Here is a 22,954-nt window from a genome sequence, read left to right as displayed (position 1 = left end):
TATTTATTGCCTATTGCCTATTGCCTATTGCCTATTGCCTTCTTCCTGACAACTGACAAAATAAATGTGTAGGCTAGAATTACTAAGCTTTTAGTTAGCAACAAGTCAGAGGAAGGCAGTATGGATAGTAACAATTGGTTGCAACAGCTAATGATGTTGGGTATTGGCACAACTTCTTTAGTTGCAGACAAACTCAAAGAAGTGAGTGATGAACTGGTAAAAGACGGTAAACTCAATCCTGAGCAAGCAAAGGCAGTCATGGATGATCTTGTACATCAGTTACAGTCAGAACAAGGCAACTGGGACGAGCAAATGCAGCGACAAATGCGAAACATGATGCAGGATTTGGGGGTCGCCCGTCAGTCAGAAGTAGACGAATTACGGGGGAGAATAGACCGTTTAGAGCGTCAAGTCCGGGATTTAGAAAATAAGCTATGGCGCTAAAAGATCATTTCTGATTTAAACTAATTTGTGTTCTGTCAGTAATCTGATCATCGGTAATTAAAAGAGAGAGGGTTGATTTTGAAAGGAATTTTCCTCAGCGTGGTGTTAATGCTGGTATGTGTTGGCGTTTTAGTATTTACCCAAATTAGCGGTCAAAAAGATGCGGCGATCGGTAATTCATCCCCAGCACAACCAACCACCACTGTCACGCAAGAAAACAATACGCCAATAAAGAGCAATACTATGTCTGAAGCAAATGCTGTTACTACCGCCTCTGGATTAAAATATATTGAACTACAAGAGGGAACGGGCGCAACTCCCCAAACTGGACAAACCGTTGAGGTTCACTACGTCGGTACATTAGAAAATGGGACTAAATTTGATAGTTCGCGCGATCGCGGTAAACCCTTTAGCTTTAAAATTGGCACAGGACAAGTAATTAAAGGTTGGGACGAAGGACTCAGCACCATGAAAGTAGGTGGCCGTCGTCAACTAATTATCCCCTCAGAACTAGGTTATGGTGCGCGTGGTGCTGGTGGCGTTATTCCCCCCAACTCTACTTTGATTTTTGACGTAGAACTAATCAGCGTTAAATAGTAATTGGGAATTGGGAATTGGGGTGAGGTTATTGGGAAAATCAGAAATTTTCAGTTATTGCAATCGTCAAAAAATATCACCAAGGAAAATTAATTCTCAAAAGAAAAAAGATGAATACTTCTTATTCGGGCGAATCGTATTCCTTTAACTTTGACTTTCTTGCACCTCACCCCAAACAAGATGCTGATTTACTGCAACAGTTATCTTTTATCCCTGGGTTGAAAGAAATTCTCATGCTCCGTCAAGTTCACGCACTGGAACACGCCACTGTCTGGTTACTAGGGGAAAATAAATATTCCTCTTTATCATCAGGAACAACCACCAATATACAATTAGATGATGAATTATTAGGTGGTTTGTCTACCGAACAGGGATTTTTTCTCTATGGTGATGTGAATATTCATGATTTGCGCCGTGCAGTAACATTAGCTAAACATCGTTTAACTACTGGAGAATGGGATTTAGCCGTACATCCCCGCTGTGGCACAAATGTATCTGTAGCCATGTTATTAACAGCAGGACTAGCAGTAACAATTCCTTTTTTACTACCATTTCGACCAATTGAACAACTAATCGGTTTTGGTTTAGCCGCCACAGCCGCAGCGGAAATTGCACCAGATTTAGGAATGCTCACCCAGCGTTATCTTACCACCTCTATCCCCTTTAATTTAGCTATTGAAAATATTACCATCACCCGTGATTTTTGGGGTAAAGAAAGTCATTTTATCAAAGTATATTGGGAAAATTAGGAATCCGTAGGGGCGCAGGGCCTGCGCCCTAATTTATTCACCACCTGCGCCCTAATTTATTCACCACCTGCGCCCTGATTCATTAACCACCTGCGCCCTAATTTATTCACAACCCACACCATTATTTATAAACTTCAAAATTAGATATTTAGGATGATGAGAAAACTTTACTTTTTAGTACCAGGAACAAATGGTAAATTTGCTTGTGGAGGTCTTTGGGCAGAATTGAAAACAGTTGCTTTAGCTCAACAGATTTGTGATGCTGAAGTAGTTACCTATCGGCAGCGAGAATCAGATAAATTATTTTTAGATGATTTATTAAAAGAAAAGAACTTAGATTTAGATAACATAATTTTTGTAATTAGCTGGGGATTCAATGTTGGTAAATTAGCGGCTAAATTGCAAAAATATCATGTAATTTATCACGCTCATAGTGCAGGTTATAAAATTAATTTACCAGCTAGTATTCCCATAATTACAGTGAGTAGAAATACTTTGGGTTATTGGGGACAACAAGCCCCAAACTCTCTAATTTATTATTTACCCAATCAAATTAGTGATGAATTTACTAATTTACATCAACATCGAGATATTGATGTTTTAGTGCAAACCCGGAAATCTTCAGAATATTTAATTAAAACCTTAATTCCGGCTTTAGAAAAAAAATGTAAAGTATTGATTATTGATAGTTATGTAGAAAATTTACCAGCTTTATTTAATCGTGCTAAAGTTTATCTTTATGATTCGGCAGAATATTGGAAATTACAAGGAGTTAGCGAAGGATTTGGCTTACAACCAATGGAAGCATTAGCTTGTGGTTGTCAAGTCTTTTCTAGTGTCAATGGGGGATTATCTGATTATTTAGATCCGGGATTTAATTCCTATAAAATTGCTGGTTATGCTTTAGAATATGACGTTGCCAAGATTTTGCAAATTTTAGAAGCATCATCAACATTGACTTTATCAGAAATGGTGTTAGCAGAATACAGAACAGAGCATATCATTCACCGTTTAAGAGTAATTTTGGCAGAAATCAATAACTTCTTCGATCATAAACATAACTATTCAACTAAAATTCCCAATTTTACAAAAATCCGGTTAGCGCAATTGTTTACACAGAAAATCTTTGCTAAAATCAAGAAGAAATATTTACAGGGTAATTAGGGAATCTCATGAATAGACGATTACTGGTGACTGGAGGTGCTGGGTTTATTGGCGCGAACTTTGTCCATCATTGGTGTCAGGCTTATCCAAATGATAGAATCGTGGTACTGGATGCTCTTACCTACGCTGGAAATCGCCATAATTTAGCCTCTGTTGAAGCCAAAGAGAATTTCCGATTTGTGCAAGGAGACATAAGCGATCGCTCTTTAGTTGATAAACTACTTTTAGACGAAAATATAGATACTATAGCTCATTTTGCCGCCGAATCTCATGTTGATCGTTCCATCACCGGACCCGCTGCATTTGTCCAAACTAACGTAGTGGGAACTTTTACTTTATTAGAAGCTTTCCGTCAATATTGGCAAGCAAAAAACCAACCTAGTAATTACCTATTTCTTCACGTTTCTACCGATGAAGTTTATGGTAGTCTCACCTCAGATGAACCGGCATTCTCAGAAACTACAGCCTATAGTCCCAATAGTCCTTATTCCGCTTCCAAAGCTGGAAGTGATCATCTAGTTCGGGCTTATTATCATACTTATAAATTACCGACAATTATCACTAATTGCTCTAATAATTATGGTGCTTTTCAATTTCCTGAAAAGCTAATTCCTTTGATGTGTATTAACATTCTAACTGGTAAAGAATTACCTGTTTATGGTGATGGCAAAAATGTCCGCGATTGGTTGTATGTAGTTGATCACTGTCGGGCGTTAGATGTGGTAATCCATCAAGGAAAACCAGGAGAAAATTACAACATTGGTGGCAATAACGAAGTTGAAAATATCAGTCTGGTACAAAATTTATGTGCAATCATGAATGAATTAGCCCCAGATTTACCAGTATATCCAGCGGAAAAATTAATTACTTTTGTGAAGGATAGACCTGGACATGATCGAAGATATGCTATTAATGCCAATAAGCTAAAAACAGAATTTGGCTGGACTCCATCTGTAACAATTACAGAAGGTTTACGTTTAACCGTAGAATGGTATCTCAGCCATAGTGATTGGTGGAAACCCTTACTATGATTAATCCGTAATTATCAATTATTACCTAATCTTTAATTCCTCTGAATAATGAATGGGGAATTTCGATTGCAGGAAATTTCTGACAGCTAGTTCCAAATCATTTTCTTTGAGCAAAGATTCTCCGATGATCACTGTTTGTACACCACATTCAGCCACAAACGATAAATCATCGGGGGTTTCTATACCTGATTCACTAAGGACTAAAATTCCCAGTTTTTGAAGTTGCGATCGCCTAGCTGCCAATAATTCCTGAGTGGTGTTAATATTAATGCTAAAATCACCTAAACTCTGGTTATTAATGGAAACTATCCTCACATCTTCTAACGCCAGAACTCTATCCAAATCATTTAAGTTATGAACTTGGATGACAGCATTCATACCTAAGTAATGAATCACTCGTAAAAAGTTTTGTAATTGCTTATCTGTAAGAATAGCAGCAATTAATGATATTGCATCTGCACCAGCCGAACGGGCTAAATAAATTTGGCAAGGATCAATGATAAAATCTTTGCAAAGTAGAGGTATTCCTACCCGATATCTGATAGCACGGAGATGATCAAAACCACCATGAAAAAACTTTTGATCAGTGACAACAGATACACAAGATGCTCCTCCTCGTTTATAGGCTTGAGCAATAGTAACTGGATCAAAATCTGGTCTAATTACACTATGATAAAGTGATGCTTTTTTCACTTCTGCAATTAAACTAGGTTTATAAATACTCAATTGCAAAGCCGTAAAAAAGTCCCGCACAGTAGGAGCAGCACTTAATTGACGTTGCAAGGAAGCCCAGGACATATCTTGTTGCATTTGTGCAACTTCTAGTTTTTTCTGCCACACAATTTCTTGAATAATTGTTTGCATTTGATGATTATAAATTGTGGTTGGGTAGCTCATGAATTCTGCATAATAATCATATTTTTTTTGATAAATCTTCACCTTACCTTTTTATTTTCCAGAAAGAATTTTCACAAATTCAGATTTAAAACCGCAACTACTTTAATTTTCCATCAAATCCTTCAGCTTTTCTCATAGGAAGTTAATTTTGCTGAGAATTACCAAGTAAGCAGTTAGTTTTAAGTAATCTGATATAAGTACGATAGGGTATATAGTCCATAGGATTATAACCAGCAAATTGTAAAACTAGAACACAAGCCCAAGAATATTTACCCGCAATTATTGCTTTGATTATTTGCTCTATTTGTTCAGTCTTAATTTTTTTGTTAACAGACGAATGATAATCGCTAAAATTTTGACTCATAATATGCACTCCTGTTGAAAATCATAATCATCTAATGGTTTTGAGATTTTTTCATGCCTCTTTTTTAAGACTACCCAAAGTTACTCTTTCAATATATGAATTATTCTTTGATTAACTTGATAATTTTTTCGCTCTTATTTTTTAACCCTAATTAACTGTCAAAATATTAGATTTTTAAGTGTAAATTTATTAGCCGCAATTATATACTATTTTCTTGTTTTTTTAGGTTAACTTTTTCGTATAATCAAGTTAAAAATTGTTTCGTTCAGTTTAGTAATTGGTAAGTGATTATCAGTAAAATTATTAAGTAGGTTGGCGTTGAAAATTGTCGTTATAGCAAGGCAAGAGTAAAGAAGTTTTCAGCGATTTTACGTTTCTTTACACAGTTTGGTTTTATTGTGTTCGCCTACTTACTCCTTTTATGTTGTTTCTTAACTTTTATCTATTCCAGATTTCCTAATTTTGCCGTTTAGTGATTCTTGCTGATAGTTATATATAAATTTAATAAATCATTTATCTACCCTGGGGAGGATGCTAAATGATGAGCAGCTAATTTGAGGCAGAAAGATATTCCTGGCGACAGATGACCTTGTATCTTCTTTCATAGTTGAATGCAAAAGAGACTAAATTTCGAAAAATCAGGTAAATAACTCACAATTTACCTATTTATCAAATCTCACCATCCCAAAGTTTAAGTAATTGGACAAAAATATTTACAGTCATTGCGAGCGAAGGGAAGCAATCACAACCCTTGCGATTGCTTCATTTCACTTCGTTCGCAATGACATTGTGTAATTAATTCTGTCTCACTACTTATACAGATATTAATTGACAATATGGCAATTGTATGAAATTCAATACTGTTCGGTTAAGAGTTTTTGTAGCGACTATCTTGATTGTCAAGCGACAGCGTAACCCAAAAAAAGCTTATAAATGTTTGGTTTCGTTTCTCAACCCAACCTACGTAGGGTTTGCTGAATAAGTTGTCTGTGAGGGCAGGGAACTCTTAACTCTTAACAGGGAACAGTTTTAACTGTCTGGATATCCTCAATTTTCCAAATCCGACAAAGAAAAATGCACCTATTTTGAGACACCATTAGCCAAAACCTTGCACTTTTTTGTGGTAAAAATCCGCGAAACCCTTTGTTAATAAATGGTTTTAGGTTTATATGGCTAACGCCACGCTACGCTATCAGCAAGCCCTACGTAATTCTATTTTTTGAGCTTAACCGACAAGTATTGGTATGGAATTAGGTTCATTTTTCCGGGTGACTCAAGTGAAAAGTAATAAAAACAACCATTAATTTTTTTTCATGCAACCAAGTTGAACGTATTTACTTTTTATTGATAAAATCAGATTTATTCAAGATTAAACATAAATCTGCTAAAGATCAATTACTAATACTAATTGAAACAATAGCAATTATCAAGATTTTATTAACTCTTTACTCGAATTTTATGTTTCCTTTTGCCCTATTTATATCCAAAATTTTTCCGCAAATCGGTACAGAGTTTAGTAACGGCTAAAAATAACAAAATCTAGTGATTGGAATAGTTATGTACGAAACAAAAAGAATTATCGTCATTGATAATGATATTGTCAACCGCAATTTTGTTTTAGATTGTCTTCACTCTCAAGGCTATAATGCCATAGGTTTAGAAAATGGTATAACTGGAGTGCAATTAATCAAGAAATATTTACCTGATTTGGTAATTTGTGACCTAGTAATGCCAGACATAGATGGTTATACCTTATTAAATCATCTCCGAGAAGATCCATTAACAGCAATTACTCCTTTTATTTTTTTGACTGCTATTAATACAAAGGCATCTTTACGAAAAGCAATGGAATTGGGAGCAGATGATTATTTAACTAAACCTGTAACAACGGATGAGTTATTGCGAGCCGTTAATATTAGATTACAAAAACAGGCTCTTTTTAGATATTGGTATGCAACAAACCCCAATCAACTAACATCAACAGAATTACCTAATACATCAGCAAATTCTCCGTCAATTTTTCCAGATATTCCCCATTTAAAAATAATTTTCGATTATATAGAAGCTAACTATCAAAAAGGAATTACTTCATCTGATGTTGCCGAAGCTGTAGGTTATTCTTCTGCATATTTAACTAACCAAGTTGGTAAACAAACAGGAAAGCCAATAAATGTTTGGATTGTGAAACGGCGCATGGTAGCAGCCTTATCTTTATTGGAAAATACTAATCAGACAATTGAGGAAATTGCTGTTGAAATAGGTTATCAAAATGCTCCTCATTTCTCTCGACAGTTTCGCCAACATTATGGGTTATCTCCCGGAAATTGGCGAAAAAAACATCAGTTAAATTCAGATTCGACAAAGACTAAGTTGCAATTTAGGCAAAATCGCTCACGATTACTCAACCCTGTACCTGCGGGGAGGAGTTAAATCAGGAGGTAGAGGCGCAGTCCCTGCGCCTAATTAGGGTTTGCTGATAGCGCAGTGTGGCGTTAGCCATATAAACCTACAACCCAGAGGCATGAAGAGTTTCATCTGTATAAAAGGTGAACGAGGTGCAAGAAAAATATGATCGTAGCATCAAAAATCGCTCAGTTTTCCAGACTTCATATTACTTAAGTAGTGAGACAGAATTAATTACACAATGTCATTGCGTTAGCGCAGCGTGGCGTTAGCCATATGGAACGAAGTGAAATGAAGCAATTGCAGGGGTTGTGATTGCTTCCCTTCGCTCGCAATGACTGTAAATATTTTTGTCCAATTACTTATAACTTCTTCTAAATCCTCTTGATAGCGCAGCGTGGTGTTAGGTGTTAGCGATATTCCCGAATGGGCGCAGGCCCTGCGCCCCTACCTTCTGATAGCGCAGCGTGGCGTTAGCCATACTTCTAGTAGTTCGTCAAATTTATTTTGACGGGTAATGAGCGGAAAAAACTTCTGTTCTTCCCTCCCCTGCCCCCGGTGCCTCTCTTCTCCCCCTGCTTGCCTTCACCCGTCATTTTCGGGTTGACAGACTACTAGCCCTCACAGACAACTTTTTCAGCAAGCCCTAATTAAAAGTCAGAAAAAATGACCCCCCTATTTCCTATTAGATAAAACTAACTACTTTTGGGATTGCTTAATTGTTGGATAAAAAGTTGTATTGATAAGGCGAATAAACCTAATGCAACTAACCCAAATATTCCCGCTCCCAAGGCTACTATACCTACAACTAGGGTACGCACGGCAGAAGCAATGTTGATCACAGTTTGGTTATCAGAATGGGTGGGTTTATTGGCAAAAGTAGTGGCGATCGCTATCATTAAAGAATAAGTAGCAAATGCAAATCCTCCCGATATCACAGACCCAGTTATACAGCGTAAAGGAGTTGCTTGGACTTGATTAGAACTATCTACTGATGGCGTTTCTTGCGGTTGATTCATAGCAAAGTAATAAATTAGGCAATTTTATTGAGCGATTTTAATTCCATGTTTAATGGCATGGGTGACAAACAATTCCAAATCCTCATCAGGAATAGACTCACGTATCCGTTCCTTGACTATTTCCCCTTGATTTTGAGATTCAACAATAGCAAACACAGAAGGACCAGAACCCGACATCATTGTCCCTAAAACCCCAGGTTGACTGGCGAATAATTCCCGCAGTTGCCATACTTGAGGATAAGCTGGTAAAACAACCTTCTCTAAATCATTATGTAGTTTTCGGGCAATGCTTTCTGTATTCTTATTCAAGATAGCTTTCACCATATCTTCTGAATGAAAAGCACTAGTACGAGCCGCTAAACCTTCCGAATCTTGAATATAATCAATCCCAAATTGTTGCCGATAAGTTTTATATGCCCAAGGTGTAGAAACTTCCAAACTGCGATATTTGGCCAAGACTATATGTAAATTATCCAAACTTTGCAAAGGAGAAAGTTCTTCACCTCTACCAGTAGCAATTGCCGTTCCCCCACCAATACAAAATGGCACATCTGAGCCCAGAGCAGCCCCCAATTCTTCTAATTCTGATTGAGTTAATCCCAAATTCCAAAGTAAATCCATTCCCACTAACACCGCTGCGGCATTACTAGAACCTCCCGCTAAACCAGCAGCAACAGGAATATGCTTTTTGATAGTAATATCCACACCACCAAAATTACTAAAAGCTTTGGGAAATTCCTTAGCCATTAATGCCGCCGCTTGATAAACTAAATTAGTTTGATCTGTAGGTACTTGAGGATGATTGCAATAAACGCGAATATTTTCAGTGCTGGACGAATGAATATCAATTTGGTCGGACAAATCTATACTTTGGAGTATCATTGCTAATTCATGATACCCGTCAGGACGACTGCCGATAATTTCCAAATACAAATTGATTTTGGCAGGTGCAATTAAACTGTAAGAACGCATAACGGTTATTTAGTAGCAAGAGGTAAAAGGCAAGAGGCAAGAGGCAAGAGGCAAGAGAACTATTCACCATTTCCTATAATATTTACCAGTGATACCCATTGGTCAACACCAAGGTCTTCAGCGCGAACTTGAGGATTTATTCCCAATTGTTCCAGTAATTGAGTCAAGCTGTCTCGTTCAATTACCGATTGTAAATTATTTCTTAACATTTTTCGCTTTGACCCAAATCCCAATTTCACCAGAGTTTCTAACTTTTTGGGGTCATGAGCCGGAATTGCGATTTGTTTAGGACTCAACCGCACCACAGCCGAATCTACCTTGGGTGGAGGCACAAATGCCGCCGCCGGAACAGTACAAATTAACTCACAATCCGCCAAATATTGCACCCGCACCGACAACGCCCCAAAAGTTCTCGAACCGGGTTTAGCATATAATCTTTCGGCTACTTCTTTCTGTACTAACAAAACAATCGTATCATAAGGCTCTGGATTAGGATGAGAAATCGTCCCCAGTAACTTTTCAATAATTGGTCCAGTAATATTATAAGGAATATTAGCAACAACTTTATTCTGATTCTGAAAATTAGTAAATGTTATTAATTGCGATGGTAAATCAAGAGTTAAAAAATCTCCCTGTAGCAAGAGAAAATTTTCTTTTTCCCCCAATTGTTTAGCCAGTAACTTACACAAATCTCGGTCAATTTCTACGGCTAATAGAGATTTCACCAGCGGTAATAACCGACGAGTGAGAATTCCTGTACCCGGACCAATTTCTAAAACTTTATCAGTTTCGTGACAATTAGCCGCTTGGACAATTGCGTTCAGAGCTTTATCACTTTTTAACCAATGTTGAGCAAACTGTTTACGGGGTTGAATCATTTTATTGCCATTAAAAATTAGACTTATTATCAGGATTATTTTATTGGACAATAACAATCTTTATTATACTTAATGATGTAAGTCCATTCTTAATAATACCACAAATCACTTACATATCACACTTCAAAATGTAACTTGAAACCTTATCAATGCCATCTCTAACCTACAAATAATAGCAAAGGTCTTTCTTGTATTCACATATTTCTTTAATAAAATTAATCGTAAATCTTCTATCCAACACAAATAATTAAATAGTTTATCATGAGACAGTGCATTATAAAATCTTTCATCAGCCGTCACCATTTTACAATTATTATTTACTGCCAGCGCTAGATATACACAATCATAAACAGCTTGCTGAACTCTTACTGCAATTTCTAAAGCCATTGGCATTAAACGAGGAGATAAACAAATTTGTAAAGGCAATCCCAAAAGTAATTCTAAATCATTTTGAGCATCATCTAAATTCATTTCTCCTCGACGTACCCGCTTCCATAAAATATTGCCAATTTCTGGAAAAAAGAAATCAGGAACTAATAATTGGTAATTTGGTTTATTCAAACGCAATGCTGCTTCTGAATGAATTTCCGGTAGTACCCATTTAATCCCTACATTTGCATCTACTACAAATTTACTCAACAGTTTCGATCCTCACGCAAAAGTTCAACACTATCACTAAAAATTTTACCTAAATGACGCTGACGTGCAATATCTATTTTTTTCCACGCTTGTGCAGTAACCGATTCTTGATTGACTAATTCAGCCTCTACAAAATTTTCCAAAATTGTCTTAACTTCATCTTCCAAACTGCGGTTATGGCTTTGAGCTAAACCCTGTAATTTTTCTAATACAACAGGATTAATATTTCCTAGTACAACTTGTGTTGTCATATTGCCTCGCTACTACTACAGAAAAAGACATTAACGCTGGGATATCCATTTTAAACTAATTGTAACAGCTTGCCACCTTTCCAGCTAAAGCTTTCATGTGTTTTCCTAACTGAGTACCACTAGCCCAAAAGTGAGAAGGTAAATGACCTATTGGTGCAGATAACTTAAAAGATAATTGTTGTCGGGGGGAAGTAGCATAGGGCAAATACCAACCTACCGTACTACAAAATTGGGCATAGTCGGTATCACAGCTATAATAAATTTGGGTTTGAATACTAAAACCAAAATGTCCTTGACTATATTTTGTCCACAATTGATCGATTATTTGTAAATCCTGACAAGGCAAACTTTCCAAATCACTATTAGATAAATAAGTGACTCTCCCTTTAGATAAAGCTTGACACATTAACGCCCAAGTTTCTTTATCTGCTTTTTCCCACTGTTTCCATGCCAGGAAATCACGTAACTGCTGGTAATTAACACCAGTATCAGAACGGAGAGTAGTAGGTTGCTGTTTCTTCCCTGTTTGTGTTTTTATTTCTATTGCTGCTAGGACTTCTTGTGCAGATTTGTAACGTTGAGCCAAAGCATTATGAATGAGTTTATCAATAATTCCACCCAGATGTGGTGTCACCGGATTTTCCGGCAGTAAATAATCTCGCCAAACCCAGCGATCGCTTGTATCATCATATAAATCAAAAGGAGAAATCTCCGTCAACAACTGAATACAACTCACACCCAAACTATAAAGATCACTAGCTGGTAACACCTTACCCCGCATTTGTTCAGGAGCCATATATTCAGGACTACCAATAGTTGTTCCTGTTTTCATCATCCCAGTGGCAGAAATAAACTTAGCCACACCAAAATCAATCAACACCAAATCTCCCCCAGAAGATTTTCGCATGATATTTTCCGGCTTAATATCTCTATGAATCACATGATGACTATGCACAAATTCCAACACAGGTAATAAATCTTGCAGTAGTTTCTGGATTTTCTCTTCATTAAAAACCCCTTCCTGCGTCAATTCCTGCGCTAATGTCTGTCCAGATATCAACTCTTGTATTAAATACAACCTGTTTTCCTGCTCAAAATATGCCAATAATTGGGGAATTTGAGGATGATGCAACTCATCTAAACGTAATGCTTCCTGACGAAACAATTCCACCGCTTTTTTAAAATCCGCTGGATTTTCCTCGGGAAAGCAAAGTTGTTTAATCGCGCATTGAGGTTGAGAAGGGATATGTTCATCTACACCTAATATTGTTCTCCCAAAGCCACCCTTCCCTAGAGGATAAAGGGGACGATATCGCTCTTTAAGTAAAATTAACCTACCACACTTAAGACAAAATCGCGCATCATCAGAATTTTGCGGGTACAAACAGTTAGTACAAAAACTCATCACATAGTAGTTATTTTTCAGAACTACTTATATATTAAGTCTTCATTTGACCTACGCCGATTTATTTTTCCTCAGCATTATAAGTATAAAATTGATTTAATGCCCCCACCGTTTCAAATTTGTACCCTGGTATCCAAGCATCCAGTTTGATTTGAGTCCGGTAAATACTAAATATCATATAGTCTTGCCGGTTAGTAGTAGTAGTAATCAGTTCCTTAATATGTGGCGTAGCGGAATTAAGCAACTGTTCACAATTAACTTTAATTAACTTTTCCAAAAAGCTTGGTGTTTTTTTACATACATCAGTTTCCAAGTATGTTGTCAGCTTTTGGACTGCATACTTTTCATACTCTTCCTGATTAGGGTTAGTTTTCGCCATAATTGCCCCTAGAACAGTAACGCCCACTGCTCCTACGCATATAATCATAGTTAAAGGTTTCATTTTTAGCTCGACCCAGTATAGTGGTTAATCTTTTAAAGACTACCAAGAAAATTATCTAATTTCTGGCAAAAAACTTGATCATTTTTCTCAGGTCGTGCTAGACTTACAGAAGTAAATTGAATGGCGAGCGTAGCCAAGTGGTTAAGGCAGTGGTTTGTGGTACCACCACGCGCGGGTTCGAATCCCGTCGTTCGCCCTTTTTTGTTCAGTATTAATAATTGTTGAGACAGTTACACCTACTGTTGAAAATTATATCAAATATTTGAAAGAAAAATCAAGAAAGTGTTCATTCCGCACTTCGTGCCGCTGCGCTAACATCACCAAACAACACTGATTAAGCTGCGCTTAATTTTGCTCGTTGGGCAATTCGTCACTCGCGCGTATTGTATTCATCTCATCACCTCCCTATCGGGTAGGTGAGAGGCTTCTACTGTTTAAGCTAAAAGTTATATTTAATTATGAAGTGCGATCGCCAATTGCAATTATGGTTCAACATGACAATAATATAGAAAGTAACGATAGTATTAATAATTGGGAATTAATTCAGAATAATTATATATATAGCAATTTATCGCCACAGCAAGAACTACAAATTAAGCACCTCCTTCTAGAAGAATTACCAAATAAGTAGTGAGACAGAATTAATTACACAATGTCATTGCGTAAGCGTAGCGTGGCGTTAGCCATATGGAACGAAGTGAAATGAAGCAATCGCCAGGGTTGTGATTGCTTCCCTTCGCTCGCAATGACTGTAAATATTTTTGTCCAATTACTTATTACTAGTTCTGAAAATAAAAATCATTTTGCAGCTAATCTAGCTAAAATATCTCAATCCAGTCAACAGATTTATAAATTAGCAAAATCTCATCATTGGCGAAAAGCACGAGGTGAGAACAAAAAAATACAAAATTTTATTAAAGATTTAGAAACAATAGCTACTCTTGATCAAGCCTCATTATTTAATGATTATACACAGATAACTACGGTTCTTCGGTACTTGTTATGCTAAAGTGAGAAGTTGAGAGAAGGGAACAGGGAACTCTTAACTGGGAACAGGGAAAAAATTTTAATTTTCTAGTTTTTTAATAAGAGACTTCCAAATAAAAAAATGTCCCAAAACTGATGCAGAAATTCTCTCTCTGTGTACTCTGTGCCTCTGTGGTTCGTTTCTTAGGATAATTTATTTCTTGGAAGTCTCTAAGACTAATAATTATTCTGCTTTCCTCTTTTAACAAATTAAGAATCATTTCTATATCTTTTTCTGAGCATAATCCTACTCGCTTAGATAAAATTAGGTGAGTTTCTAATTCATTAACTGACCCTTGCGCTATGTTTAAAAATCTTATATATTCTCCTCTATATCGTCGCCCATATCATAAGAGCTATATTAGCTGGAATGGATACTGCACTTGTTCGGATTTGTTGAACCATAGAATATAGCTCGTCTTTGGGAAAAAGTTTAGTGAGGAAATAGCACTTTTCAGCAATATCCATCCCTTTTTGCCAAATCATTAAGTCTTTAAAGTCATTAATATCCGACATTCTTCCTGTTCCCAGTTAAGAGTTCCCTGTTCCCTATTTTCGTTATTTTAGCATACTAAGTCCGGTAGAGCCATAACTACTTTATTACAAGGAGAACAAGATAATCTAGAAAAAGTATTTCAATGATGTAGATAGATATTTATCATTCAAACCTTTATCATAAAAGATTGATAAAAAATTACCTCCAGCTTGAAAACCACTGGAGGCTATGATTAAAGACATTGGAATGTGGACTAGTTCACTTATGAATTTAACTTTATTTTCATATAGTTATATCTATCTGTAGGAACGTTTAAAATTAATTCATTTCTGTCTAATTGAATAAATAAAAAAGACCCCCGGTTATAGACCGAGGGATTCTGCAAGTCGGAATTATCGCACAAAGACATTCGCGTACCCACAATAGCAATGTAACAGGTCGAAAAAATGCCAAAATGCCAAAAACCACAAATCTCCGTATTTTTGCCAATACTTTAAGATCCAGTCGCAATGGAGGTTGGTTGTAAATAAGTAATCAACTGTTGCAAACCTTTTTGCAGATATCGTGTTACTGTCATTGGTGTAGCCGTTCAAAACCCCAATCTTCTTAGCAGCATCCTTGCGAGTTAATTGTTTAAAAAATACTAACTCCACCGCCATTCTGGGTTTATCATCTAGCATACTTATTTCTCCTTCTAGCTGCTCTTTTTCTTCTTGCTGTTGCTGAAGTGCGATGCTATGATGACAGGGAAGCAAATCAGCCCAGGTGACTGGGGAATTTACGTAATTAGATACTGTATTATCTAAACTCATGACACCAATGACTATCAGCAAACCCTAATTACGAATATTTACTTCCTGTAAATAATCTTCTGGTTGCAAAAATACTCTACGCTCAACGGCGCGTTTATCGGTAGGTGTGTTTTGTACTTCAATAACAGGAACTGTTTTTAGTGTCGCTAATTCTTGTTGTTGATTACGTAGACGTAACTTTTGGGAATATTCTTGTAGTTTGACTCTTGCTTGTGCATAGACATCAGTATCTTTGGGAACTCTTTCCAGGAGTTTAATTGCCCCAAAAAAGTCACCTACAGATGCTTGATTGTGGGCTTGATATACATAATATCCCGATCTAACTTGACGTTTTTGATTATATTCAGCTAATTTTTGTTTAACTATAGTGCCAGCGGAGCTTTCTTCAGGTATTTGTTGTAAGTAATATAAAGCTGTTGAGAAATCTCTTTCTTCAGCTTTTGCATAGGCTTTGGCTAATAATGTTTGTGCTTGGGCTTCGATATTTACTTTTGCTTGTTCAACTAGGGGCTGAATTTTTGCTTGCCAATAAGAATTAACTGTAACTTTAGCCGCGTGAGTTAATATGTCTGTCCACCGACTTTCTTTGAATGCTTTTTCTGCTGAAATATAATGCTCTGCGTCTTTTTGCCATTGCTGTTGCCATTCTTCAATTGAGGCTTGTGCTTCTGCATAAATATTACTATCAAGAGGGATTGACTGAGCTAAATTAATTGCTTTTTGTAAGTCTCCAGATTGATATTTGGCTATGGCTTTATATAAAGTTTCTGTGGCTGAGTAAGCTTGAGAATTATTAAATAAAGAATATACTCCTAACCCTAATAAAACGGAATTAATTAATAAGCCTAATCTTAATTTTGCTAGTAATGGTTGGGATTTTTGATGTGGTTTTTCAATAGTTTGATAAGATAATTGAGATTCTGATATTTGTATTTCTGCTGGGTTATTTACCCATTCTATATGCTTGAGTACCCATAGTGCTTCATGAGCGGATTGAAACCGTTCCTGATGTTGATAACGGATCATCTGATTGAGGAAAGCAATTAAATAATCATTAATTTGGGTATCATCATCACACCAAATAATTTCATTGGTTTTGGGATCAATTTCTAATTGCAGAGGTGCAAGTCCTGTAATAGCCTGAATAGCAATTATGCCCAAGGAGTAAAGGTCACTATTGGGTTGAGTTTGACCAATGAATTGTTCTGGAGGAATGTAACCCAAGGATGTTACAGGAATTTGATCTATGGATAATTCGGTTTCAATACTAAAATCTATTGGTTGAATTGAGCCAAAATTAATTAATACTAATCTGGCATCTATAGCTCGTCTAATTAGGTTTTCTGGTTTAATATCGCAATGAATAAAGCCTTGAGAGTGAACAAATTCGAGAATATATAGGGCATCTTCTAGAAATTTAATAACGTCAATTTCACTCCATTTACTTGAGCTTTGGGGGCTAGTTGGTAGTTCTGCTGCTAAAGACTCTCCAGGAATAAATTGTTGTACTAAATAAAAACGTTCATTTTCTTGAAAGCAGGTAATTAATTCGGGAATTTGGGGATGGCGACCTAAGTGTTTGAGAGTTTCAGTTTCTGTTAAAAACCGTAGTCTGAGATAGTCAAAATAGGAGGTAGATTGATAGTTGTTAACTTTGAGTTGTTTAACAACATATCTAGGTTTTTCTGGATGGTGCATATCTACCGCGATAAATGTTTGCCCAAACACTCCGGCACTAAGTGGTTGAACAATTTGGTAACGCTCTTGTAATAGTTTGCCGATCATTTGGTTATTCATGATCTAATTACTCAGAAATCCTTCTATATCTTTTCTGACATCGGCTACTATTTTCCGGAATTATAGAAAATAATTCAGTAAGTAGGTGAACACAATAAAACCAAACTGTGTAAAGAAATGTAAAATCGCCTAAACCCTCTTCACTCTTGCCTCTTGCCTCTTGCCTTTTGCCTTGCCATAACGACAATTTTCAACGCCAACCTACTTATGTGAAATATTTAATAATTATTTCAGTGTTTTTACTTATAATCTTCTTTTTCTGCAAATGTATCAGTTAATGGTTTGACGACTTTAGCGATCGCTTCTTGCACAAAAACTTTGATAAACTCATCGCGGCGATTAATCTGAAATTGTTGCTGCACAACTTCTGTCATCCCCCCATCACCCCAATCTTGATCATGACGAAAGTATTCAATAAAACTTTTCCCAGCAATGCGGGTTAAATATGCGGCTGTCACCCCTTGAATTGCTCTTCCCACAATAAAAGTAGCCACATTGAGTTGCAAAGCCGTTGATAATAATTCAATTGCCCCTTTGACAATCCCTAAACCAGCAATAGTTTTTCCTAAAGATAGGGCTAATTCCTTGCCCCTTTCCATGTTTAAATCGCAACCGTAAAGCCTGCCAATTTCTACCACCATTTGAGCATTAACCGCCGCAGTGGCGAGTAAGTCTACCATTGGCAATGGGGTGACAGAAACCACACCTGCTCCAATCCATTGATACCGCTCAACAATTTTATCAGCTTGCCGACGACGCTGAGAATCTATCAGTTTACGGGCTTCTTCTCCTAAGCGTAAAGACTGTAAGAGAATATTGTCTGCCACTAAATCTTCACCTTCAGCGCGTAAAATGGAAGCCATACGCCGTAACAAAGGGATAATATCCGCTTCGGGTTGGAAAGTTTCGCCAGTTTCTAATTGGGCTATTTGGGGATTGGCAGCGATCGCCACCACATCATTAGTAGCAATAAAACCCCGTACCCGCTCCCGTAATCTCGCCAAGATTGATTCTATGTCAGTTTCAGTGTATAAATCTGTTTTATTTAGAACTAAAAGCGATCGCTTACCAATTTCCGCCAACCCCCGCAATGGTTCATATTCAGAACGGCGTAAATCATTATCCACCACAAATAACAACAAATCCGCCTCCGTCGCCAAAGCCCTAGCCAATTGTTCCCGTTCCGTACCTGCCACCCCCGGTTCTAAAATCCCTGGAGTATCAGTAATTAATATCTTCCGTTCCAAACCCTTCAACCGTAAACAATAGGTTTCTCCCACCTGAGTCGTCCCCATTGGTGCATTCACTTCACCAACTATCCGCCCCATAATCGCATTCACCAGGGAAGTTTTACCAGCACTACCAGTACCAAAAACAACAACCTGAATTTCCCCTCTCGCTAAATTCGCCTCAATTTCCTTAGTCCGACTCAGTAAAGCTTGGCGTGTCACCTCATCTTGAATTTGGGCTACTTGTTGACGTACCGCTTGCAAAGTAGAAGAAGCCGCATCCGATTTAGCTGCTGGAATTTGGGCAGAAGTCACCCTTTGACGTTGACGACGGGATTTTTCCTCCCCCTGCCGCAGCACCAATACATAATAAACAAACGCAGCAATCAAACCACCAATCAGTAAAACTAGCAGTAATAATAGTAAATTACCCAACAACGGCGAATAGGACAACTGCCAGTACAAGCGGGAAAGAGAATCAATTAGCCATAGGGTTAACGCCAAAATGACGATTAGGCCAACAATTAGTGTAACAATACGAGACAAAGGCATGAAGGATAGAAGTTATTACTTATACAGTGGTTTTCTCAGCTAGAAAGTAAAAAGCAACAATTTTTGATAAACTAATATTTAAGTGTATGTGTAGTGTTGCCTGATTGACTGACTGTTAAATTCTCCATTTTCTACCTGCTCTCAATTCATGGGAAAGTTAAATGCCGAGTTACAATGTCAGTAACCCAGCCCTAAAGGGACTGGGCTTGCAAGAGTAATCAAGCAAGCCGTGCTGACCAGACCACCCTGAGCCTAGTCTAAGGGTAGCCGTTATTTGAGTCACGACACCCCGGAATGCGTTCGCGCCAGCGTGCCGTCAGGCATAGCTAGTTCCCTGCTCTGTCGCTTGTGATTAAACAGTTCTAAGGTCACTGGAACAGTGTTGCAAGCTCAAGCAAGCTCTTATAACAGGTCGTTCGCGCCAGCGTGCCGGAGGCATCTAGCTAACATTACCCCAGAAATGGGAGTTGGTTTCCAGGTTCCAATCAAAAATCTGGTTTCAATTTTAATATCCACAGCGGTTAAAACCGTGGTCAGTGAGCTTGTCGAACTGCTGGTGTGGTCACTGAGCTTGTCGAAGTGTCGTTTCCCTCTCAGGGAGCCAAGCCACTGAGTTTCCCACTTACCGGGTATTCTTATGAATTTTATCTCTGAGTTTAAACATTTTAGCTCTTTTAAAAAATTATTCTCCCGCGCGAGGATCAACAAAAAGTTATCCTGAGGTATAGTCTTTCTCTGGGAATAGCAGTTTTAGGTACATCTGGAGGGTGATTAGTAGACAATAGCTATTTTCAAACAGCCAGAGAAAAAGCAATCTTAGTCCATCAAGAATGTCTCTTATTTGCTGATTTACCAACAAAACTTTTACAAATAGTGATTATGGTTATACAAGATTATCATATCAATTTTTTATGAAAATTTTAAGTAATCCTATTGATACTATACAAGAAAAATCTCATCAAAATCCAGAATTTTACCGATGATAACCATCAGGGAAAAATTACCTTTCATTCTGATTTTCATCAAGGTACATAATTTACTATATCTTTACCGATTACTTATTCATCAATATAATGATTTTGACTTTATTCCTGATTTCTAACTGGTGATTACTTGATTTTGCTGTATCATTGATAATTAGAGATATTAAAAACAACAGGAAAAAATTAATGGGGCTATTTGATCAAATTCTTGGTGCAGTTAGTAATTCCAATCAGCCAGGTGGTTTGGATAACTTGATAAATATTGCCACCACAGTTAAACAATTAGGTAATGGCATTGGCTCAGACTCTGCCACCATGCAATCAGTTCTATCAGTTGTTGGTAAACAAGTACAATCATCTTTGCAGGCAAAACAAGCTACTGACGGAAGTGAAGCCGTACAAGAGTTGGTAAATCAATTTGCCGGAACTTCAGCCGATTCCCAAGCTGTAGATACCTTATTTTCTCCAGATATCCAAGCACAAGTAGCGGAAAATGCTGCTCAGGGTACTAGCTTAGATGTGAATACAATTCAACAATTATTACCAACTTTAGTCCCTTTAATTTTGAATTTTTTACAATCTGGTGGTAATCCATTACTCAATAAATTTCTAGATGCTGACGGTGATGGTGATGTAGACATTATGGACGCGATTAAATTAGCTAGTAAGTTTTTAAGAATATAAACTAGCTGGAATTTTTGTCTCTGGGAATTTACTGATACCAAATTCAGATGAAGCTGCATAGAATAAGACTTCAAGAATAATTGACCACAGATAAACGCAGATAAAGACGGATAAATTCATGGATTTCATGATTCTGTGCAGCCTCACATATAATTGGTATGACAAATGATAATTTTAAGAATTGTGAACAATTAACAATTGAGTTTATGAACGCAGCCGACGATAAAACAATAGTCCGCGAATACTTCAACTCCACAGGCTTTGATCGGTGGCAACGCATCTATGGTGATGGTGAAGTCAACAAGGTTCAGCTAGACATTCGCACTGGACATCAACAAACTGTAGATAATGTCATCGGCTGGTTAAAAGCTGACAACAATTTACCATCATTATCAATTTGTGATGCTGGGTGTGGTGTCGGTAGTCTGAGTATTCCTCTAGCTATGAGTGGTGCTAAGGTCTATGCCAGCGACATTTCTGCCAAAATGGTATCAGAAGCTCAGGATAGGGCTGTAATGGCTTTGTCAAATACTGTAAACCCCTCTTTTACGGTACAGGATTTGGAATCTTTGAGTGGTAATTATCACACTGTTATCTGTTTGGATGTTCTGATTCACTACCCTCAAGAAAAAGCTGACGAGATGATTTCTCATTTGTGTTCTTTAGCACAATCACGGATTATTCTCAGTTTTGCGCCTAAAACTTTCTTCCTGACTATCCTCAAAAAAATCGGTACTTTCTTTCCTGGTCCAAGTAAAACCACTCGCGCTTATTTACATCCTAAAGCTGATGTTATCAAAATCTTGGAAAAAAATGGCTTTTCAATCCAACGGCAAGCTATGGCGCGAACAAAGTTTTACTTTTCCAGTTTACTAGAAGCAACTCGTACATCTGTGTAGATAGTAAATTACAATTGATATACTAAACACGGGTAAGATTTAAACTTTTGCCAAATGACAAAGAACCCGGATGTGTAGGGGTAAAGCAAAAGCTCATTGGTGTCAACTTAAGCTCAAATCCCTACCACATCTCGTTCCTAGTCTCTGACTAGGAATGCAGTTGATGAGGCTCTGCCTCTAAATATTATTGAAGGCAGAGCCTTCTAGAATTCATTCCCAGTCAGAGACTGGGAATGAGATGACTTGAGTTCTTTGCGGGATAGAGGTTTTACGTTAAGTTGACACCAATGAAGCTCTTGCTTTACCCCTACGTTTAGAATCAAACAATCAAGCCGTTTTGAGTATAATTAATTCTGTCTCACTACTTAATGATCCGAATCTTCTTTCTTCCCCCTGACTCCTATTACACTGCGGCGTAAATACACCAACCATTCTCAATCGTCAAAAAGCTTGCTTAACATTACTTTTGACCTTTGACTTTTGACTTCCGCTTTGCGGTACTAGCCCTAAGGAAAAGACTTCTTCCGCGAACCCTATTTAGTCATCAAATACTTGTATTTTCAATTATTCTAATTTAGATGTATAATTATAGTTTACAAGGAAAGTTTTGCCAAGTATTGCAAAAAGGAATGTATTAATCTATCTTAAGAGATATATTAATAACATATTGAATTTAATACAATCTGTTGTTAATAAATTAGAGAATAACTAAACGTGAATAACTGTCCTAAAGCCCCACCTATGGCTCACGCCACTCTAAACTATCACCAGGATGTAATAGTTTTATCTATTATTCCATTCTGAAAAAGTAGAGGAGCTATGAAGACAGAGCTATCCATCTATTTTGATCACCAACAGGGGAAACAAACAGGAATGTATAGCTTAAGGCACTCTGGGCTGTCAGTATTATATAAGTTTTATAGAGCAGTTGAGTCAATGGAGAAAAAAAATGATGAGCAAAGAAGATTTTCTCTATCCCCGTGGTCGCTATTATGGTCATGTCAAACCAGAAAACTTGGTATTTAATGCGAATTTGCAGGAATTTGCCCAAAAGGTTAGTTATATTTGCAATTTAGAAACTGGTGGCAAAATCTCACCAGATGAGGCTTATGATCAGATTAAGTTACTTTGGAAACAGTTGAAACAATCAAAAAAACAACTGAAAATCGGTGAACAACCTTTTCCAAGTAACGGTTCTGAAGAAGTTTAGGTTGTTAGTCA

At 37.2% G+C, this 22,954-nt stretch carries 25 protein-coding genes, 1 tRNA gene and 1 pseudogene; 12 read left to right on the top strand and 15 right to left on the bottom strand.

Going from position 1 to position 22,954, the window contains the following annotated elements; all coding sequences use genetic code 11:
- Positions 1 to 120 precede the first annotated feature (120 nt).
- From FJR37_RS07710 to rfbB, 5 genes are all read left to right on the top strand, one after another.
- A complete protein-coding gene (locus tag FJR37_RS07710) occupies positions 121 to 444 on the top strand; it encodes a phasin family protein (RefSeq protein WP_027403831.1) in 324 nt (107 codons plus the stop codon).
- A gap of 78 nt (positions 445 to 522) precedes the next feature.
- Positions 523 to 1,041 (top strand): FKBP-type peptidyl-prolyl cis-trans isomerase, encoded by a 519-nt coding sequence (locus FJR37_RS07705; RefSeq protein WP_081424364.1) that lies wholly within the window; start codon positions 523 to 525, stop codon positions 1,039 to 1,041.
- Between the two features lie 110 nt (positions 1,042 to 1,151).
- A complete protein-coding gene (locus tag FJR37_RS07700) occupies positions 1,152 to 1,790 on the top strand; it encodes a DUF6391 domain-containing protein (RefSeq protein ID WP_168465711.1) in 639 nt (212 codons plus the stop codon).
- A 156-nt stretch (positions 1,791 to 1,946) separates the two neighbouring features.
- Positions 1,947 to 2,954 (top strand): glycosyltransferase, encoded by a 1,008-nt coding sequence (locus tag FJR37_RS07695; protein WP_168465732.1) that lies wholly within the window; start codon positions 1,947 to 1,949, stop codon positions 2,952 to 2,954.
- Positions 2,955 to 2,962: 8 nt separating this feature from the next.
- The gene (rfbB, locus tag FJR37_RS07690; RefSeq protein ID WP_168465710.1) at positions 2,963 to 3,985 is read left to right on the top strand and encodes a dTDP-glucose 4,6-dehydratase; all 1,023 of its coding nucleotides are present in this window, start codon (positions 2,963 to 2,965) and stop codon (positions 3,983 to 3,985) included.
- Positions 3,986 to 4,006: 21 nt separating this feature from the next.
- Here the strand turns inward: rfbB and FJR37_RS07685 are convergent, their stop codons facing one another.
- Complete coding sequence (locus FJR37_RS07685; RefSeq protein ID WP_168465709.1) at positions 4,007 to 4,882, bottom strand: indole-3-glycerol phosphate synthase TrpC; 876 nt, start codon at positions 4,880 to 4,882, stop codon at positions 4,007 to 4,009.
- A gap of 142 nt (positions 4,883 to 5,024) precedes the next feature.
- Complete coding sequence (locus tag FJR37_RS07680) at positions 5,025 to 5,246, bottom strand: HetP family heterocyst commitment protein (RefSeq protein ID WP_027403825.1); 222 nt, start codon at positions 5,244 to 5,246, stop codon at positions 5,025 to 5,027.
- A gap of 1,557 nt (positions 5,247 to 6,803) precedes the next feature.
- On the opposite strand from FJR37_RS07680, the gene FJR37_RS07675 reads away from it, so the two are divergent.
- Entirely contained in the window at positions 6,804 to 7,676 is an 873-nt protein-coding gene (locus FJR37_RS07675; RefSeq protein WP_168465708.1) for a DNA-binding response regulator, read from the top strand.
- Between the two features lie 668 nt (positions 7,677 to 8,344).
- Here the strand turns inward: FJR37_RS07675 and FJR37_RS07670 are convergent.
- From FJR37_RS07670 to FJR37_RS07640, 7 genes are all read right to left on the bottom strand, one after another.
- Entirely contained in the window at positions 8,345 to 8,668 is a 324-nt protein-coding gene (locus FJR37_RS07670; protein ID WP_039204766.1) for a DUF3082 domain-containing protein, read from the bottom strand.
- A 24-nt stretch (positions 8,669 to 8,692) separates the two neighbouring features.
- A complete protein-coding gene (gene ispE / locus FJR37_RS07665; protein WP_168465707.1) occupies positions 8,693 to 9,640 on the bottom strand; it encodes a 4-(cytidine 5'-diphospho)-2-C-methyl-D-erythritol kinase in 948 nt (315 codons plus the stop codon).
- Positions 9,641 to 9,699: 59 nt separating this feature from the next.
- Positions 9,700 to 10,518 (bottom strand): 16S rRNA (adenine(1518)-N(6)/adenine(1519)-N(6))-dimethyltransferase RsmA, encoded by an 819-nt coding sequence (gene rsmA, locus FJR37_RS07660; RefSeq protein WP_039204764.1) that lies wholly within the window; start codon positions 10,516 to 10,518, stop codon positions 9,700 to 9,702.
- A gap of 123 nt (positions 10,519 to 10,641) precedes the next feature.
- Positions 10,642 to 11,157 carry a type II toxin-antitoxin system VapC family toxin gene (locus tag FJR37_RS07655; RefSeq protein WP_254434534.1) on the bottom strand — a complete coding sequence of 172 codons (516 nt, stop codon included), beginning with the start codon at positions 11,155 to 11,157 and terminating at the stop codon, positions 10,642 to 10,644.
- Entirely contained in the window at positions 11,154 to 11,408 is a 255-nt protein-coding gene (locus FJR37_RS07650; protein WP_039204761.1) for a hypothetical protein, read from the bottom strand. The genes FJR37_RS07655 and FJR37_RS07650 overlap by 4 nt, the downstream gene beginning before the upstream one ends.
- 55 nt (positions 11,409 to 11,463) lie before the next feature.
- Entirely contained in the window at positions 11,464 to 12,813 is a 1,350-nt protein-coding gene (locus FJR37_RS07645) for a serine/threonine-protein kinase (RefSeq protein ID WP_039204759.1), read from the bottom strand.
- A gap of 61 nt (positions 12,814 to 12,874) precedes the next feature.
- Complete coding sequence (locus tag FJR37_RS07640; protein WP_039204758.1) at positions 12,875 to 13,255, bottom strand: DUF4359 domain-containing protein; 381 nt, start codon at positions 13,253 to 13,255, stop codon at positions 12,875 to 12,877.
- 123 nt (positions 13,256 to 13,378) lie between these two features.
- On the opposite strand from FJR37_RS07640, the gene FJR37_RS07635 reads away from it, so the two are divergent.
- From FJR37_RS07635 to FJR37_RS07625, 3 genes are all read left to right on the top strand, one after another.
- Positions 13,379 to 13,451, top strand: a tRNA-His gene (locus tag FJR37_RS07635).
- 288 nt (positions 13,452 to 13,739) lie between these two features.
- Entirely contained in the window at positions 13,740 to 13,886 is a 147-nt protein-coding gene (locus tag FJR37_RS07630) for a hypothetical protein (RefSeq protein WP_160290056.1), read from the top strand.
- A gap of 114 nt (positions 13,887 to 14,000) precedes the next feature.
- Positions 14,001 to 14,264, top strand: a complete 264-nt coding sequence (locus FJR37_RS07625; RefSeq protein ID WP_039204756.1) for a hypothetical protein — start codon at positions 14,001 to 14,003, stop codon at positions 14,262 to 14,264.
- 73 nt (positions 14,265 to 14,337) lie between these two features.
- Here the strand turns inward: FJR37_RS07625 and FJR37_RS26915 are convergent, their stop codons facing one another.
- The 5 genes and pseudogenes from FJR37_RS26915 to FJR37_RS07605 all read right to left on the bottom strand — a co-directional run bounded on the left by FJR37_RS26915 (position 14,338) and on the right by FJR37_RS07605 (position 19,167).
- A complete protein-coding gene (locus FJR37_RS26915; RefSeq protein WP_250636668.1) occupies positions 14,338 to 14,586 on the bottom strand; it encodes a four helix bundle protein in 249 nt (82 codons plus the stop codon).
- A gap of 25 nt (positions 14,587 to 14,611) precedes the next feature.
- Entirely contained in the window at positions 14,612 to 14,749 is a 138-nt protein-coding gene (locus FJR37_RS26910; protein WP_254434535.1) for a four helix bundle protein, read from the bottom strand.
- Between the two features lie 521 nt (positions 14,750 to 15,270).
- Positions 15,271 to 15,589 (bottom strand): annotated as a pseudogene (locus FJR37_RS07615) (RNA polymerase sigma factor SigF); the annotation flags it as partial.
- A 24-nt stretch (positions 15,590 to 15,613) separates the two neighbouring features.
- A complete protein-coding gene (locus tag FJR37_RS07610; protein ID WP_039204752.1) occupies positions 15,614 to 17,386 on the bottom strand; it encodes a serine/threonine-protein kinase in 1,773 nt (590 codons plus the stop codon).
- A 239-nt stretch (positions 17,387 to 17,625) separates the two neighbouring features.
- Positions 17,626 to 19,167: a YcjF family protein gene (locus FJR37_RS07605; RefSeq protein ID WP_039204748.1), complete on the bottom strand. Its 1,542-nt coding sequence runs from the start codon at positions 19,165 to 19,167 to the stop codon at positions 17,626 to 17,628.
- Between the two features lie 1,169 nt (positions 19,168 to 20,336).
- Here FJR37_RS07605 and FJR37_RS07600 point away from each other — a divergent pair.
- Entirely contained in the window at positions 20,337 to 20,834 is a 498-nt protein-coding gene (locus FJR37_RS07600; RefSeq protein WP_039204747.1) for a DUF937 domain-containing protein, read from the top strand.
- On the opposite strand, the gene FJR37_RS27400 is transcribed toward FJR37_RS07600, so the two are convergent.
- On the bottom strand, positions 20,823 to 20,954 hold the full coding sequence (locus FJR37_RS27400; RefSeq protein WP_256366869.1) for a hypothetical protein: 132 nt from the start codon (positions 20,952 to 20,954) through the stop codon (positions 20,823 to 20,825). The two genes, FJR37_RS07600 and FJR37_RS27400, sit on opposite strands and share 12 nt — an antisense overlap.
- 86 nt (positions 20,955 to 21,040) lie before the next feature.
- On the opposite strand from FJR37_RS27400, the gene bchM reads away from it, so the two are divergent.
- Both bchM and FJR37_RS07590 read left to right on the top strand, forming a co-directional pair.
- Positions 21,041 to 21,733: a magnesium protoporphyrin IX methyltransferase gene (gene bchM, locus FJR37_RS07595; protein ID WP_039204768.1), complete on the top strand. Its 693-nt coding sequence runs from the start codon at positions 21,041 to 21,043 to the stop codon at positions 21,731 to 21,733.
- Between the two features lie 952 nt (positions 21,734 to 22,685).
- Positions 22,686 to 22,943, top strand: coding sequence for a hypothetical protein (locus FJR37_RS07590; protein ID WP_053539260.1), 258 nt, complete (start codon positions 22,686 to 22,688; stop codon positions 22,941 to 22,943).
- Positions 22,944 to 22,954 lie beyond the last annotated feature (11 nt).

This window comes from Aphanizomenon sp. UHCC 0183, assembly GCF_009712065.1.
GTDB lineage: Bacteria > Cyanobacteriota > Cyanobacteriia > Cyanobacteriales > Nostocaceae > Dolichospermum > Dolichospermum heterosporum.
The sequence above is the reverse complement of the archived record's forward strand: the minus strand, read 5'-3'. Positions and strand labels throughout refer to the sequence as shown.

What these genes read in the sequence shown, in the direction of transcription:
- FJR37_RS07590 (WP_053539260.1), top strand. Translation starts at nt 22,686, where the DNA reads ATGAGCAAAGAAGATTTTCTCTATCCCCGTGGTCGCTATTATGGTCAT.
- FJR37_RS07625 (WP_039204756.1), top strand. Translation starts at nt 14,001, where the DNA reads ATGACTGTAAATATTTTTGTCCAATTACTTATTACTAGTTCTGAAAAT.
- FJR37_RS07605 (WP_039204748.1), bottom strand. Translation starts at nt 19,167, where the DNA reads ATGCCTTTGTCTCGTATTGTTACACTAATTGTTGGCCTAATCGTCATT.
- rsmA (WP_039204764.1), bottom strand. Translation starts at nt 10,518, where the DNA reads ATGATTCAACCCCGTAAACAGTTTGCTCAACATTGGTTAAAAAGTGAT.
- FJR37_RS07600 (WP_039204747.1), top strand. Translation starts at nt 20,337, where the DNA reads ATGGGGCTATTTGATCAAATTCTTGGTGCAGTTAGTAATTCCAATCAG.
- FJR37_RS27400 (WP_256366869.1), bottom strand. Translation starts at nt 20,954, where the DNA reads ATGAATTTATCCGTCTTTATCTGCGTTTATCTGTGGTCAATTATTCTT.
- FJR37_RS07680 (WP_027403825.1), bottom strand. Translation starts at nt 5,246, where the DNA reads ATGAGTCAAAATTTTAGCGATTATCATTCGTCTGTTAACAAAAAAATT.
- FJR37_RS07650 (WP_039204761.1), bottom strand. Translation starts at nt 11,408, where the DNA reads ATGACAACACAAGTTGTACTAGGAAATATTAATCCTGTTGTATTAGAA.
- FJR37_RS07645 (WP_039204759.1), bottom strand. Translation starts at nt 12,813, where the DNA reads ATGAGTTTTTGTACTAACTGTTTGTACCCGCAAAATTCTGATGATGCG.
- ispE (WP_168465707.1), bottom strand. Translation starts at nt 9,640, where the DNA reads ATGCGTTCTTACAGTTTAATTGCACCTGCCAAAATCAATTTGTATTTG.
- FJR37_RS07700 (WP_168465711.1), top strand. Translation starts at nt 1,152, where the DNA reads ATGAATACTTCTTATTCGGGCGAATCGTATTCCTTTAACTTTGACTTT.
- FJR37_RS07640 (WP_039204758.1), bottom strand. Translation starts at nt 13,255, where the DNA reads ATGAAACCTTTAACTATGATTATATGCGTAGGAGCAGTGGGCGTTACT.
- FJR37_RS26910 (WP_254434535.1), bottom strand. Translation starts at nt 14,749, where the DNA reads ATGGATATTGCTGAAAAGTGCTATTTCCTCACTAAACTTTTTCCCAAA.
- FJR37_RS07610 (WP_039204752.1), bottom strand. Translation starts at nt 17,386, where the DNA reads ATGAATAACCAAATGATCGGCAAACTATTACAAGAGCGTTACCAAATT.
- FJR37_RS07695 (WP_168465732.1), top strand. Translation starts at nt 1,947, where the DNA reads ATGAGAAAACTTTACTTTTTAGTACCAGGAACAAATGGTAAATTTGCT.
- FJR37_RS07675 (WP_168465708.1), top strand. Translation starts at nt 6,804, where the DNA reads ATGTACGAAACAAAAAGAATTATCGTCATTGATAATGATATTGTCAAC.
- rfbB (WP_168465710.1), top strand. Translation starts at nt 2,963, where the DNA reads ATGAATAGACGATTACTGGTGACTGGAGGTGCTGGGTTTATTGGCGCG.
- FJR37_RS07685 (WP_168465709.1), bottom strand. Translation starts at nt 4,882, where the DNA reads ATGAGCTACCCAACCACAATTTATAATCATCAAATGCAAACAATTATT.
- FJR37_RS07630 (WP_160290056.1), top strand. Translation starts at nt 13,740, where the DNA reads ATGGTTCAACATGACAATAATATAGAAAGTAACGATAGTATTAATAAT.
- FJR37_RS07670 (WP_039204766.1), bottom strand. Translation starts at nt 8,668, where the DNA reads ATGAATCAACCGCAAGAAACGCCATCAGTAGATAGTTCTAATCAAGTC.
- FJR37_RS07710 (WP_027403831.1), top strand. Translation starts at nt 121, where the DNA reads ATGGATAGTAACAATTGGTTGCAACAGCTAATGATGTTGGGTATTGGC.
- bchM (WP_039204768.1), top strand. Translation starts at nt 21,041, where the DNA reads ATGAACGCAGCCGACGATAAAACAATAGTCCGCGAATACTTCAACTCC.